Here is a 13,879-nt window from a genome sequence, read left to right as displayed (position 1 = left end):
GTTCTCTCCCGAATAGCAGTGATATATGAAAGGTGTTTTTTAAGTTTTTCGTTGATCAAGTTAAAAGTACCGCAATCGCGTTTCAGTTCTATGATGTTTAAATTAATGAATAATTTTTTGAATAGCACCTATATTGAGAGGATGATTTATTTTTAGCATAGGCTTAAGTAATTGTCTTTAGAATATAAAATTTGTATTTGTAAATAAACGTGTCTTTCTTACTGCCAATAAAAAATCCATAAGTCGTGCATTAGGAAAAAAACGTGTGATTTAAATCCATCAATCAGGACTTAAATACTGTGAAGTTATTGAGCTAAACAAATAGAAGATCAATTAGGGGGATATTTAATATTGAGAACAATAAAATTAAAAAAGGCCTAAATTTTATCAATTTAGACCTTCATTCTGCTTGGCATTGCAGTTTATTCTGGCGGTGAAAGAGTCCGTCAGGTTTAATATCTAAATATATGAAATATTTAAACATAAAAGAATAAAGCTGTAAATATACCGCCATTTGTACCGTCATTGGGTTAAAAATTATATTTTCGTAATTATGAAACTCACAGTAAAAGTGCTAAATTAGGAGAGTATCTAATACTTTATTTTTATAAATAACAATATCTTGGTTTTATATTCTAGGGGGAGAGATGAGTCAAATTTTACAGTATTTACCGTTTTCTTATTATAGAAAATTTCTCCGTTCGGCTATTGATGGTTGTATGGGTGTAGGTACACATGTTGCAGAGGTTCTTTGGGAGGATGGGATTTGTAGAGAGTCCTTTGTTAAGTTTTATAAACATGACAAAAAAAGAGCATTATTAAATGAGGCTATTGGATTTTTACTGATCCGATCACTAAATCTTCCACAACCTGAGTTGGGTGGTTTTTTACAATACAAAATTTCTGAAACAGAAACTCCTGAATTATGGAAGGAGGCTTCTGAACTAGAAAAGTATAGAGGTGAAGTAATTGCATGGGTTACAACAAATACTAATGGTCTCAATAAGCGGATTGAAATAACTCAACAGCAAGATCCTCAAATTAAAGAGTATTTAGCCAATCAATTACGAGAATCGCTTAAAAAATGGTGTCATCTTCCAGAATTGATTTTATGTGATGATTGGTTAGCGAATGATGATAGAAATTTAGGAAATTTATTAGAACTACCAAATAGAACTTTTACGCTTATTGATCACGGCGGAATTCTATATGGGGATAATTGGACTGTTTGGGATATTATGCAGTCTAGAATTATAAATGGACCATGTCAGAAGTGGTACACTCAAATTTATAGAAGTAAATTTGGTGAAGACTTATTTTGGAAACAAGAATTATTAAATGAATTAACTGAATTAAAGCAAAAGCATATAATTGGTTTGAACCAAGTCAAGGAAGAGCTTTTTAGTTTAATTGATGAATTCACTGATTCCGAGGAAGTAGATACAAAATTACCTCGTCAACCAATTCAAAAAGTAAGCAAAGTCCTACAAGATTTTTTAGAGGAATCGGCTATTCAAGTTAGTAGCCTTGAGCAAAAATGTGACCATTGGCTTGATACTTCAGCTCAGTATGCATAGCAGGTATTAAAAATGAATTTTAAAAAGTTTGAGAATAGATTTCTTAAAGAAAGTAGCCAGCAAAAAGAGCTTATCCAAGCTAATTGGTCACATATTCGCTTTAAGCCTGACTTAATCACAATGGAAGAGCTAGCAATTGGTGTGTTGGTAAATTTGGATGGGATTGTTTTTACTAAATTTATTGAAGACTTTGGACGTATAGAGTGTGCTTTTGGCGTTGAGAATGCTTCATATATAAAAAGCTGTATCGAACTTTTTGACGATTTTCTAAATCAAAATTATGAAACCTCTTTTTCAAATCAGTTAACTATAGATAAAAGAGGATTTGTTCAAGGAGAATCAATAGACTCTATCATTGAAGACTTATTGTATAGAACAGTTCCCTTGTCTCATCCACATAGTAGTGGCGTTAAAGGTCGAAAAATATTTAGAACAGTTAAAACTTCAAAGTTCCATACTGATGTAAAGTTATACATCAAAGAAAAACTTGGTGAAATTTATACTGACATATTCTCAGATAATGTTGAACCTGTAGGTGACGAGGATATCGGTTATAGGGAATTACCTATAGCTCTAAATGTTAAAGGTAAAAATAAAGCTGGTGATTTGATTTCTTCCGTCTATGCAACACCTGAGAAAATTGAAATCAATTGCCTTAAGGCATTAAATAATATAACTTTTACTAAAAAATTTACAAAAGAGAAGACTGATTTTAAATTATTTATGTTGTCTCCTGATATTGAAAATTTAGAAATCATGTCTAGAGCCGATAAAGACAAAAGAATCGAAATAATTAAAGATTTTCGTTGGAGTTTAGGCTACGAAAAAATTGATCTAGTAGAAGGAAATAGTGCTGAAAATCTTTCGGAAAAGATAATTGAATGGTCTGAATTTGATAGAGTTTGAGTATATTGATTTAAAATTACGCTGCCTAGGGCTAGGCAGCATATTAAATTTAGTTATTCATAGCATCTAGAGAAGAGATAAGAGCAGACCTAACTTCAGGATCCTTTTGATCTTCGATAACAAAGCAAGAGATACTATATTTTATATCCGCAAATTCTTTTACATATTGAGGGAAACTTTGTTCAAGGTTTTTTAAGACATCTTTAGCTTCTTCTATAAGAGAATTTATAGAGTTAACCATCATCGTATAGTATTCGAGTCGTAGTTCAAAGAATTTAAAATTATAGCGCTCATAACATCTGTTAAAGAGCTGTTGATGCTTAATTAACAGATAACGTTTCGATAATGTTGATGTGAAGTGATAAGAGTAATCTTGATATAAATCCAAAACATGAGCTTCTCCAAACTCATCAATTTCCTTCATAGCTTTACAAATTTGTGATAAGTGATTGGAGCTATAAACATTATTAGATATATGTTTGTTGATACCAACTTTTTTATAAACTTTACTTATTTGGTAGTCGAGTTTTTTTACACTTGCTTTATCTAATTGATTCATCAAAATTAAAGGTATTTCAGAAATATTGTTAGGTATATCAAGTCCATTTCTACGGAAATATTTAGAAGTTTCATTAAGAAATTTACGATGATTTTTAGCATCCTGAGATAGTGTTGTGCCACCAGCATCAATACAATCAAATTTTAAACTGCTTACTTCTGCTCTTTTACTGCCTACTTCAGAAATAGGAACAATAACTTCTTTTGTAATATCATTAAGAAAAACAGATTCAAGTAGACCATTCGGTGTGATTTTATGTACTAATTTGTCTAAAAGTGGAAAACCGGCATCCGCATAAATTGATGCAATTAAATGAGAGCAAAAATATCCATCAAAACTTTCATCATTAATAGTAGCTTTTATAGATTGAATAGCTCCATTAAAACTATATTTTTGTCCTTGATATTTAGGAGAATTTACTGAGATAAATGTAAGAACCTGTTGTTCGATTTCTGCATTAGGAAAATTACATCGTAATACAACAACATTAGATTTATCTTGAAAAGATATTCTTAAAGAGCTAGTACGTTGTACACCAGAACCTGTAATAGCTTCTAGAAAGACTCCATTTTCTAGTGCAATCATTGCATGTGAAAAGTGTCCTTTAGTGATTTCTGCAATAACTTTACTATGTTTAGCAGCACCACGAACTAAAACAATATCACCAACACGTAGTTGGTTGTTTAATACATACATGTGATTTTCCAAAATAACAGTAGCTATTATATTATTGATTATATTAAGTATTAAGAAGTAAAGGTCAATTAATTCACAGTAAAAGTATAAGTTGTGGTTAAGTTTTTATAAGTAACTAAGTATAAGAGTTTTATTTTTACTCCAATTTTTATGAATAGTCTCCATACGGCTATTGCTCAAATTTCTAAGACTTCGCTCATTTGTAATCAAAAGCCGTTGTTGTTTTTTATAGTGATCTCATCGCGACTGAGCATTGTTCTTGTAATTTATTAATAGATAGACAGTGTATAGGTATTAGAGCAAGTTCTTTCTTTGGAATTGCTACAAGCCTTGTAACACAAGGCTATAAGCTTATTCGTGATCAAAATTGCTGAGGTGAATTTTACGAATTTAAAACTTTCGGCAGAGATTGGAAGCTGCTTTTGCTACAAGGCTATTCAATTCAGAATGTGTCTTGATGCCATCTGTTAAAGTCCGTTTGTTTCTATTCACACTTGTTGAATTTTGTTCCATTCCAAAATGATCAATATTTTGGCTGTAGTCCGCTTTCATTTCTTTAGAAGCTTGTTCATCTAATTTAGTAAAAGAGAGATGTTTAAATCCCAATTTTATGATGTTCGGTAGATTGGAAAGACAACAGTTTGTATCAGCTAGAAAGTCACGATTTAAAGTTACTTCAACACGTAGTCGATGCTGATCAATCGGCAACGATTGTTTATTGCTATCAGTCGTCTTTGGGTATAAGCGATTACAAAGCGGTGAACCTTTAGGATTTACACCAAGACACCAATCGTTATTAAATCGATTTAATAGAACAAATGGCGATTTAGGGACTGGCGTAAATTTATTACGAATATCATCCTTTATAAATTTATAGATACGAAAATTTTTTGCAGTTTTACTGTACCTAAGGGACTTGTATAGGGCACTTAAAAAGGCTCGATTGGGAACATTGTAAAAGTCGAGAGATAATTCAATACCTGAGATTTTCATAGTTAAAGTATCTGCGCCGTATTGTGTTTCGAGTAAGTGTGCAATTTTTAATAAATCATCTTTGCTTCGAATATCATGCAGTCGGATAGTAAATGTTAGATTGTTTTGAGCAATATCGCTTTCATCATGTTTTACATAATGTCTTGTACCTGTTTTTGCTGTCAGAAAGCTTTTGATATAGCTTCTTGCATTAGGTTTATAGGCAAATTTACAGATACTCGGATTTACTTCAAAAGTTAGGTCTAACCAATCAATGACCGCTTTGATTTTGATAGGTGTAAATTTAATTGTGTAATCTTTTTTCTTCAGTAACTCATTTTTAAATTCCATATGTTTATCAAAACAGTAACTTGAGATATTGCTTAAAAACTCAGCCTCAATGAGAGTCCAAGCATCGGCATTGACTTGGACTCTTTTTTGATAGGCATTTAATAAAGCATCTTCATCTTGCTTTCTGGTTTTTTCTGAGACTGTGAAATATTTTCCAGAAGAATGTTCAAAAAGATCCTTTAGCATTGAATCAAATACAAGGTTTGCTTCACGATTTGATGTGTATTCCTCGCAAGTTGCTATAGCAACGTAGAGTGAATTTAAAGATGTATTGAATTGAATATAGCTTGTCATGTCTATCCTTTTTGACACGGCGAAGTATCACGCAAATTCGCCTGAGCTGTTTGTTGTAGATGGAATGAGAAAGGGGATGCGACAGCATCCCCTTATTGCGTAGTAGTTGTGCAGGGATTAATGGAATTTCAATTGTTTCCGGAATTCTTTCATTACAATTTTGGAATCAATAGCAATGTTTGTGTTCATTGTTAAGTGATCTGCAATCATGCCGCTTAATTCCTGAATATCAGCCCGTTTACTCAAGTCATACTCGTCATCAATTTGAGCAATCGTGTTTGCCACTTCTGAAGTAATTAACTCGTCAATGTGATTCGAAGCCATAGCTGTAGAACCATCTTTTAAGATGATTTCAACATTGTTTTGTGTATCCATTATTAACGTCCTTGTGTAATGAAGTAGTTTTCGAATGCTGTATTAATTAGTACAGCTTCCCGGCCTTGAAAGATCAGGTAGTAAGTCGTAGATGAATTTGAACCATTTTTCATGATGATTTTACTGTCATCCAGCAACTCGGAAACTTGTTCAACTGAGACAATGGATGCTTTCATTGCATTACTCCATTTGGTTTACCTTGTTCGATAACTTGAATTTCACCATTTTGGATTTTCTGCTGTAGCAGATCATCAAAGGTACAATTTACGGCGTAATCAATACCTTTCTCTGTACTGAGGTCAAATCGTTGGTTTTTACGCATGAGTAAGCTTTGAACGGTTTCTTTAATCAGTTCCGCTTTCAGCTTACCCATTTCATCAATTTGAGCTGTATTAGTAATTACTGTAGTCATTGGACTTTCCTTTAAGTTTTAGCTCATCTCCATTTCGATGTGCTGTTATGAATGCCACTAGGGCGAATTTTGTGTACATACGCTCCCCATTGATTGTATGTACTGTGATTCTGTAACCGTCCTGATTTCGGTATTGAGACGGATTTTTCATGAGATAGGCGAACCATTGCTTGGTTGTTCGTATGGGTAAATGATTTGCCAATTCACACGATGCTTCCCATGTTGTATTTAGATCGTTCATACGCTTGATTTGGACTCAAGCCATTTGATTAGGTCGGTTGTTCTCCATGCACTTACACGTTCGCTTAAACGGACAGGCGCTGGCATGTCACCTTTTCGTACAAGGTCGTAGATGGTCGAGCGACCAAAAGGCAAGATGCCGATCGAGGATGGGCGAGCCTTTACAGTTCGGGTCGTACCATCTTTGGTTTTATAGATTCGAGCTTTGTGTTCACTAGTGGTAGCGAGTTGACACATACGCCAATAATCACGCTCAAGTAGGCGTCTGTAGATGTTTGGATTCAGTGATGACATGAATACTCCTCATCATTACGGTAGGGCTTCGTAGTGATGAGGAGTTTATAAAGTTATTAAACTAGAACCGTTTTTCTCGTAATTTTTTAAAAAAAATGCAGATTTTTTTTAATTTAAGGCTTTGATTTATTGAATATTTTGATAATATTTTTTTTAATGATAGTTGTTTTGTAGCGGTTTGCTATACGAAATATGTCGTTAATTTTTCCTTTATTTAAAGTAGTTTCACCACGTACTAAAAGCTCTCTAATCTGATCATTTAGTAAATTTTGTTTAACACCCGATTCTTCCATAATAATATGCTTGAGAATGAGGATAAGCTGATATAAATCCTCTTTTGTATTTTCTTCTCTTCTATCCATAGCATCATAAGTTTTTGGTTTTCTTATATATTTATTCCAGCTGCTTGTGGTGATGAATAGTTCATCCCTTGAAAATGTTTTTCTTCCCCATGTTAAATCTAAATTTTTTTGAGCTTCCTCTAAATCAGAATAATCGGTATAGGATTCAGGAAATAGTTGAAATTCATAAACTTTGATTCCAGATTCTATTTGTCCTCTTAAAAATTCAATGCGTGGATGATTTTCTAAAAACAGCCATTTAAAGAGTGGTGAGTGAATCAGCTCTTCAGGATAAAGGTAATCCTTATACTTTTCTTTATCAGTGAAGATCTGATTTTCTGTATGCTTTAGCTTTAAAGCATGTTGCGTTTGAGAAACTGAAAGAGTATTTCTGGGGTCTAAGATAACTTTTTTTAATTCTTCAGTATTTTCGGCAATAAATATTTGATTGCCATATTCAATCGAATGAACGAGTCCTGAAATATCATCGACTGAGGCAAAATAATTATTTACGCGGTAGCAAATTTCCAATTCACCTGAAGAGACTAAATTGGAAATTTTGCTATAGCTACTAAGTTTATTTTTTACTTCATCAATTGATATGTATTGCATTAACCGCTACGACGCTTTTGCTCCTAAATTAAATGCAATGATATTGTCTTCACTCTGAGGTTTAAATACTGATACATCACCACCTTGACGTAAAGTGTCCAAATAGTCCGCCCACAACTGCATCAACTCACGTCTACGGCGCAAAAACTTAGTTCGGTTGTAAGCTGTACCATTGGGATCACGTACCGTATGCGCCAATTGGTGCTCAATAATATCGACTCGATATTCAAGTTCTTCACCTAAGATTGTGCGCGCCGTTGCTCGGAAACCATGCGCAGTGTGCTTACCTTTATAACCAAGTCTATTTAGGGCTTGGCGGATCGTATCTTCACTCATGCTTTCATGCAGTGACTTCACGCTAGGGAAAACAAATGTAGAAGTTGTTCGCATGTCTTCGAGCTGTTTCAAAATATCGAACGCTTGACGAGAGAGGGGAACGATATGCTCTTGATGTGTTTTGGATGCGCGAAAACACAAGCGTTGATGTTCAAAATCAACGTGGTCCCATAGCAATTCACGAACTTCATTTGGTCGTTGATAGATATACGCTGAAAGTTTTAATGCAAGCTCGGTTCGTAAGCGTGCACGAGGATTCTCAATGTGATAACGCCAAATCTTTTGCAGTAATATTTTTAGCTCTGATTCGCTTACCACAGCATTATGATGACCCTTAATAGGCTTGGGTAAGGTAATGTCATAAGCTGGGTTATACGTGATCAGACGGCGTTTAAATGGAAGCTTTAAAACTATACCCATAATCGACTTAACACGACGAGCTGATTCAAGTGCACCGCGCTCTACAAGACTATTCGTTACATCACGCTCAAGCTGTTCTGCGCTTAAATCGGTCACTGGTAATTTGCCAATGAATGGCAAAATATCACGGTTCAGCTTACGAATTGTTTCTCGGTCTACTTTGCGCTCTAGCTCACGAATCTTGAGCCATTCAGTTGCAAACTTCTCAAATGTATTCTCAAGTTTTGCTCTAAGTTCATCCCGATGGTGATTACGTTCCTCTGCGGGATCGATACCATCAGCGAGCATACGCTTTACTTCATCACGTTTTAGACGAGCTTTCTCTAGGGTAACTTCATCATAGACACCCAAAGCTAAAGTATTTCGTTTTTGACTGATTGGACGGCGATAATCCAAACGCCAATATTTTGAGCCATTCTTATGAATAAAAAGATATAGTCCGCCACCATCAGCATGCTTATTACTGCTATCAGGATCGTAAGCTAGATTTTTAACGGATTTAGCGGTTAGTTTATTGGATTGCTTAGCCAATTGTGAGCCTCATTTGACGGTATAAATTTCAGGAAAAACCTGACTCACTCCTTATTATAGTCATCTGCGAGCAGATACCGTCAAAAGTACCGACAAATATGTCGGGATACTACTGGATTGCACCGTAGTGTATAGGCATAAAAAAAGGCTTGAACCCTTTAGATTCAAGCCTTTCGCACTACGGTACAGTCCCGTAGAAAACTGTTTTGGCGGTGAAAGAGGGATTCGAACCCTCGAAACGCTATAAACGTTTACACACTTTCCAGGCGTGCTCCTTCAGCCACTCGGACACTTCACCTTTTGCGCGGTGGATAATAGCGAAAAAAATATATTCTGCCAAGAGAAACAATTGAATTAGACAAAAACATCTTGAGCGGTGCTATGATTCGCAAAAATCCTGTCTAAATTGAAGACAATTATATGCAAAGTACTGCACAAAAAGCCGCATTGCCTGCCATCACCTTGGCAGCTTTGGGCGTAGTATTCGGAGACATTGGGACGAGCCCGTTATATGCGCTGCGCCAATGTTTCCTCACAGCACACTTGGCGATTAGCGAAGCGTCTGTGCTGGGTATTCTGTCCCTGATTTTCTGGTGCATCATGCTGACGATTAGTTTTAAATACGTCAGCATCATCATGCGCGCAGATAACAATGGCGAGGGCGGTATTATGTCGCTGTTGGCCTTGAATCTACGAACCACACGAATTGCCGAAAACAAAAAAATCTACCTGATCGCCCTTGGCTTTATTGGGGCATCTTTGTTCTTTGGTGATGGGATCATTACCCCCGCAATCTCTGTGTTATCTGCGATTGAAGGCTTAAGTATTGCGACGCCGATGTTTAACCAATGGCTGCAACCCTTATCGATCGGTATTTTGGCGGGGCTATTTTTAGTGCAACGCCATGGCACAGGCACGATGGGTAAATTCTTTGGTCCCTTGACGCTCATGTGGTTTTTATCCATTGGTGGTTTTGGACTATGGAGTATTTCGCAAACGCCATTTGTGTTGACCATGATCAGTCCGCATTGGGCTTTCAATTTTGTGGTACAGCAGCCTTATGTTGCGTTTTTGACCATGGGTGCGGTTATCTTGACGATGACGGGTGGTGAGGCAATCTATGCCGATATGGGGCATTTTGGCCGACTCCCAATCCGCTTGGCATGGTTTATTGTGGTGATGCCGTGCTTGCTGTTGAACTATGCAGGCCAAGGTGCCTTGCTACTGCGTAATCCAGAAGCTTTAGCCAATCCATTTTATATGCTGATCCCAGAATGGGCACTGTATCCAATGATTGCTTTGGCGACAGCGGCCGCGGTGATTGCCTCTCAAGCGGTGATCACAGGGGTATTCTCTATGGTCAATCAGGCGATTCAATTGCGTTATTTGCCGCGTTTGACAGTGAAACATACCTCTGAAGTTGAACGTGGTCAGATTTATTTGCCATTTATTAACTGGGCATTGTTTATCTCGGTGCTGATCTTGATCTTGCTGTTTGAAAACAGTGCGAATTTGGCCAGTGCGTATGGCGTAGCTGTGACCATGACCATGCTCTGCGGTACGATTTTGATCTCAGTTTTAGCTTATGGTTTATGGCGTTGGCCGGTTTGGAAAGTGGCGATTTTTGCAGTGCCATTTTTATTGATTGATTTGATCTTTGTTGCATCGACATCATTAAAAATCGCAGCGGGCGGTTGGGTTCCAATCCTGATTGGTGCGGTATTGTTTACGATTTTAATGACGTGGAAAGATGGACGGGCATTGGTGCTCAATCGGCTCGGTAAAGATGCTTTGCCTATTGACCTGTTTATTCGCAGTGTCAGCATGGGCAGTGAAACCAAGTTTGTTCCAGGTGATGCGGTATTCTTAACTGGAACGCCTGAGATCGTGCCTCATGCCATGTTGCATAATATCAAGCACAATAAAGTCCTGCATGAACGCAATATTATGGTTACGGTCAACACCCGAGATGTGCCATTTGTACCCGAAAATGAGCGGGTGATCACGGAAAAACTAGATGATCGATTCTATCGAATCACGATGTTTTATGGGTTTAAAGATCAGCCGAATATTCCTGCCGCTTTGGAGCATGCGTATCGTGAATTGGGCTTTGAATTTGATCTAATGCAAATCAGTTTCTTTATTTCCAGAGACCGTATTATTCATACCTTGGGTGAAGGCATGGCACCTTGGCGAGAAAAGCTGTTTATCTCTATGCAGCGAAATACCAGTCCAGTCAGCGATTTTTATCAAATTCCAACCAACCGTGTGGTTGAGTTGGGCAGTCAGATTGAAATTTAAGACTTAGATTGAACTTTTAGGCATAGATTTAAAAGTTAGACACGAAAAAGCCAGATCAATTCTGGCTTTTTTTTATCTGTAATAATTAAACTTTTTTAGTCCAAAGACATAGAGATCATTCTGTTGCTTTTTCCTGGGAGGAGTATGCGAGCAAAACAACAGAATGAAGATGTTGCGTTATTTCATCCTTGAAAATACGCTGATTAGTTGATTGTCGCGTCTACATCTGCAGAGGCTTCAGGCGCAGCTTGGATGGCTTCGTCAGCAACAGGTGCTTCTGGGTTGGCTTGAATTGATGCATCTGCAGGATTTGCACTTTGAGTTTCAGGTGCTGCCATAAAAGCATCTTGTTGTGCTTGAGGAGCTTCAGGCAATGCAGCCGATGCGCTATCGGCATTCACTGGCGCTTCTGCAGAAGAGGCAATGACGGGTGCAGCATTGGCATCCGTTGCTACGGCTTCAGGTGCTTGCTGTGCTGTTTCCACAGGTGCTTCAGTTATAACGGCTTCAGGTGTATTGGCCACTGCTGTTTGTTCAGTTGGAACGGACTGCTCTGTAGGTGCAGCAGCTACACTTTGTTGTTCATTTGCGAGTGCATTTTCCGCTTCAGTCACGGCTTGTTCAGCATTTGCAGGGACTGCAGGGGCATTCGGATCGATTTGGTTTGCCTGAGCTTGTTCAGGGTTTAAGGGCTGTTCTGTTGCAGCGGCATTGACTTGTCCGGCAGGAGCTTCAACCAATTGAACTTGGCCACTTGAAACTAAGTCCTGAATGGAACCAGGTTGACCATTCACGGTGGTCACAATTTTGACTTTAGATAAGCTTTCTAATGTATCACCGGGTTGAATCGGCGGCTCTGCAAATGCTGCTGCGCTCATTAAACCTGAAATTAAACCTAAACCTAAAATTTTAGAATGCATAATCACTCCGTATATTTTTATCGCAATTTTTCGTATTTTTACCTTGTCATAATTCTTGAGGCGAATTCAATGAAACATACGCAACTGCTTCATGACCTCCTATAAAGAACTGCACAACTGCGACATAAAGTTACATCAACTGCTGCTTTGTTAAACAATATTTGTGTGATTGTTAAGCAAATTAAAAAAGAAAAGTGTACTAAAATTTGCACCCTTGCTAAGCTGCGGAAAAATAGTCCTTTTAGAAGTCATTGTTGTAAGTCATGGTCAAAAAGAAACGCAATTTAGCAAATCCGCTTTCACAGTTATTTGGGCAAAATGGCATAAAAGTGCTGTTGGGTCTGGTGGCAACAGGAAGCTTTGCTATTGCTTTCGGGCAAGAAAAAATTCAACAACTTGTTTCTATGAGCAGCACTTCAAATAGCGCCTGTTTGGACCAATTTTATCGTGAAGTGCCACCTTATTTGGTCCGTGAAAGCCTACATAAAAACAGTTTTCCACTGTGTTTTAATGGCTTTAATGTCATGTATTCAGGGATATCCAAGACACCGCTTTGGGTTGCAGAAGCATTAACCCCCGCACGCCTGAGTCAAAAAATTCCGCGTGAAGATAACTTTCATGAAGAGACTCGCGTGCCGTCTGAATATCGGGCTTTGCTTTCAGACTATAAATCTTCAGGCTATGACCGTGGACACATGGCGCCAAATGCCGATATGCCCAATAAAGCTGCGCAGTTAGACAGTTTTTCTTTGGCCAATATGGTGCCGCAAGCTCCCAAAAATAATCAGCAAGTGTGGCGTGAGTTAGAAGAAGCCACACGGGCGATAGTGACCAAACAAAAGCAAGATGTCTATGTGGTAACGGGGCCGGTATATAGTGCGAAAAAATTAAAAACCATCGGACAAGGGGTCATCGTGCCGACCGCTACTTATAAGGCGATCTATTTGCCGAAAAAAGGTGTTGCAGGCGTGTACTATGCGGACAATACCTTGCGTGATACCGCACCGACAGTCAAAGTCATGAGTATTTGTGCGCTAGAAGAACTGACTGGAATTAATTTCTTTCCAGAATTAACTGAAGACCAAAAGCGTAATACCTACCGTTTGCCACTCAAAGCCACCCAAGTAAAAGCAAATCAAGATATCGCTTATTTGCATTGGGATGCTGAAAGCCAGTGTGCTGCAGATGTCGCAGAAGACAAGATTTTAAGTTTGCAAAAAGACTTTAAATCGAGTGGTGGATCCGTGGGTGAGACTTCCACGGCAAGTAGTGGAAATGACAACAATCAAGATGCCTTGGTCAAACAATTGATTGAAGAAATTTTGCAATATCTGCTACAAATTTTGAAATAATCGAGCAGATAATAGCGTTGAACTGCGAGCGATGAAGAGGAGCATTGCTTGCTGTTGAAATCTTTTTCACGTATTTCTATTGCTGCATCACTACAAAAAGAAAGAAGGATATCCAACATGTTTAAAGCATTTGAAAATGACACAGCGTCGCATGCAATTCATGACTTAACACTAGAAAATGGCCAAGATCGAATTAATATTTATGGCAACTTACAGGTGACGAAAGACCAAGCTGGCTTAGCTGCAGCGAAAGCTTTACAGGCATTTTTCAATGATGTGGTGACCACGCTTGAGGCAGAAACTAACTTAGCTGAAAAAATAGTGCAGGGCGGTGATGAAAACGAAGTGGAAAATCCATTTCTTTAATGCTGTTTCATCGGCCGTCGAAGG

At 37.7% G+C, this 13,879-nt stretch carries 14 protein-coding genes and 1 tRNA gene; 5 read left to right on the top strand and 10 right to left on the bottom strand.

Going from position 1 to position 13,879, the window contains the following annotated elements; all coding sequences use genetic code 11:
* Positions 1-647 precede the first annotated feature (647 nt).
* Positions 648-1,577, top strand: coding sequence for a hypothetical protein (locus tag FTU75_RS12805; RefSeq protein WP_180116127.1), 930 nt, complete (start codon positions 648-650; stop codon positions 1,575-1,577).
* A gap of 12 nt (positions 1,578-1,589) precedes the next feature.
* Positions 1,590-2,483, top strand: coding sequence for a hypothetical protein (locus FTU75_RS12800; protein ID WP_180116126.1), 894 nt, complete (start codon positions 1,590-1,592; stop codon positions 2,481-2,483).
* Positions 2,484-2,532: 49 nt separating this feature from the next.
* On the opposite strand, the gene FTU75_RS12795 is transcribed toward FTU75_RS12800, so the two are convergent.
* The 9 genes from FTU75_RS12795 to FTU75_RS12755 form a co-directional block, all read right to left on the bottom strand.
* The gene (locus FTU75_RS12795) at positions 2,533-3,738 is read right to left on the bottom strand and encodes a hypothetical protein (RefSeq protein WP_180116125.1); all 1,206 of its coding nucleotides are present in this window, start codon (positions 3,736-3,738) and stop codon (positions 2,533-2,535) included.
* 390 nt (positions 3,739-4,128) lie between these two features.
* Positions 4,129-5,355: a hypothetical protein gene (locus FTU75_RS12790; RefSeq protein ID WP_180116124.1), complete on the bottom strand. Its 1,227-nt coding sequence runs from the start codon at positions 5,353-5,355 to the stop codon at positions 4,129-4,131.
* A gap of 117 nt (positions 5,356-5,472) precedes the next feature.
* Positions 5,473-5,730, bottom strand: a complete 258-nt coding sequence (locus tag FTU75_RS12785; RefSeq protein ID WP_180116123.1) for a hypothetical protein — start codon at positions 5,728-5,730, stop codon at positions 5,473-5,475.
* A gap of 2 nt (positions 5,731-5,732) precedes the next feature.
* Positions 5,733-5,906, bottom strand: coding sequence for a hypothetical protein (locus FTU75_RS12780; RefSeq protein WP_180116122.1), 174 nt, complete (start codon positions 5,904-5,906; stop codon positions 5,733-5,735).
* On the bottom strand, positions 5,903-6,142 hold the full coding sequence (locus FTU75_RS12775) for a hypothetical protein (protein WP_180116121.1): 240 nt from the start codon (positions 6,140-6,142) through the stop codon (positions 5,903-5,905). Before FTU75_RS12775 ends, FTU75_RS12780 begins: the two co-directional genes overlap by 4 nt.
* Positions 6,143-6,379: 237 nt before the next feature.
* Positions 6,380-6,676: an AlpA family transcriptional regulator gene (locus tag FTU75_RS12770; RefSeq protein WP_180116120.1), complete on the bottom strand. Its 297-nt coding sequence runs from the start codon at positions 6,674-6,676 to the stop codon at positions 6,380-6,382.
* A 113-nt stretch (positions 6,677-6,789) separates the two neighbouring features.
* Entirely contained in the window at positions 6,790-7,629 is an 840-nt protein-coding gene (locus FTU75_RS12765; RefSeq protein WP_180116119.1) for a hypothetical protein, read from the bottom strand.
* A 6-nt stretch (positions 7,630-7,635) separates the two neighbouring features.
* The gene (locus FTU75_RS12760; protein ID WP_180116118.1) at positions 7,636-8,916 is read right to left on the bottom strand and encodes an integrase arm-type DNA-binding domain-containing protein; all 1,281 of its coding nucleotides are present in this window, start codon (positions 8,914-8,916) and stop codon (positions 7,636-7,638) included.
* Between the two features lie 207 nt (positions 8,917-9,123).
* Positions 9,124-9,214: transfer RNA gene (locus FTU75_RS12755), tRNA-Ser, on the bottom strand.
* A gap of 122 nt (positions 9,215-9,336) precedes the next feature.
* On the opposite strand from FTU75_RS12755, the gene FTU75_RS12750 reads away from it, so the two are divergent.
* Complete coding sequence (locus FTU75_RS12750; RefSeq protein WP_078193161.1) at positions 9,337-11,217, top strand: potassium transporter Kup; 1,881 nt, start codon at positions 9,337-9,339, stop codon at positions 11,215-11,217.
* Between the two features lie 203 nt (positions 11,218-11,420).
* Here the strand turns inward: FTU75_RS12750 and FTU75_RS18685 are convergent, their stop codons facing one another.
* Positions 11,421-12,137: a hypothetical protein gene (locus FTU75_RS18685; RefSeq protein ID WP_180116117.1), complete on the bottom strand. Its 717-nt coding sequence runs from the start codon at positions 12,135-12,137 to the stop codon at positions 11,421-11,423.
* A 263-nt stretch (positions 12,138-12,400) separates the two neighbouring features.
* Here FTU75_RS18685 and FTU75_RS12740 point away from each other — a divergent pair, with 263 nt between their 5' ends.
* Together FTU75_RS12740 and FTU75_RS12735 are read left to right on the top strand one after the other, a co-directional pair.
* Positions 12,401-13,489, top strand: coding sequence for a DNA/RNA non-specific endonuclease (locus FTU75_RS12740; protein ID WP_180116116.1), 1,089 nt, complete (start codon positions 12,401-12,403; stop codon positions 13,487-13,489).
* Positions 13,490-13,606: 117 nt separating this feature from the next.
* The gene (locus FTU75_RS12735) at positions 13,607-13,855 is read left to right on the top strand and encodes a hypothetical protein (RefSeq protein ID WP_111884516.1); all 249 of its coding nucleotides are present in this window, start codon (positions 13,607-13,609) and stop codon (positions 13,853-13,855) included.
* The last annotated feature ends 24 nt before the right edge of the window (positions 13,856-13,879 follow it).

This window comes from Acinetobacter sp. YH12140, from assembly GCF_013418475.1.
Taxonomy (GTDB): domain Bacteria; phylum Pseudomonadota; class Gammaproteobacteria; order Pseudomonadales; family Moraxellaceae; genus Acinetobacter; species Acinetobacter amyesii.
This window is presented reverse-complemented; position numbering and strand designations above follow the sequence as displayed.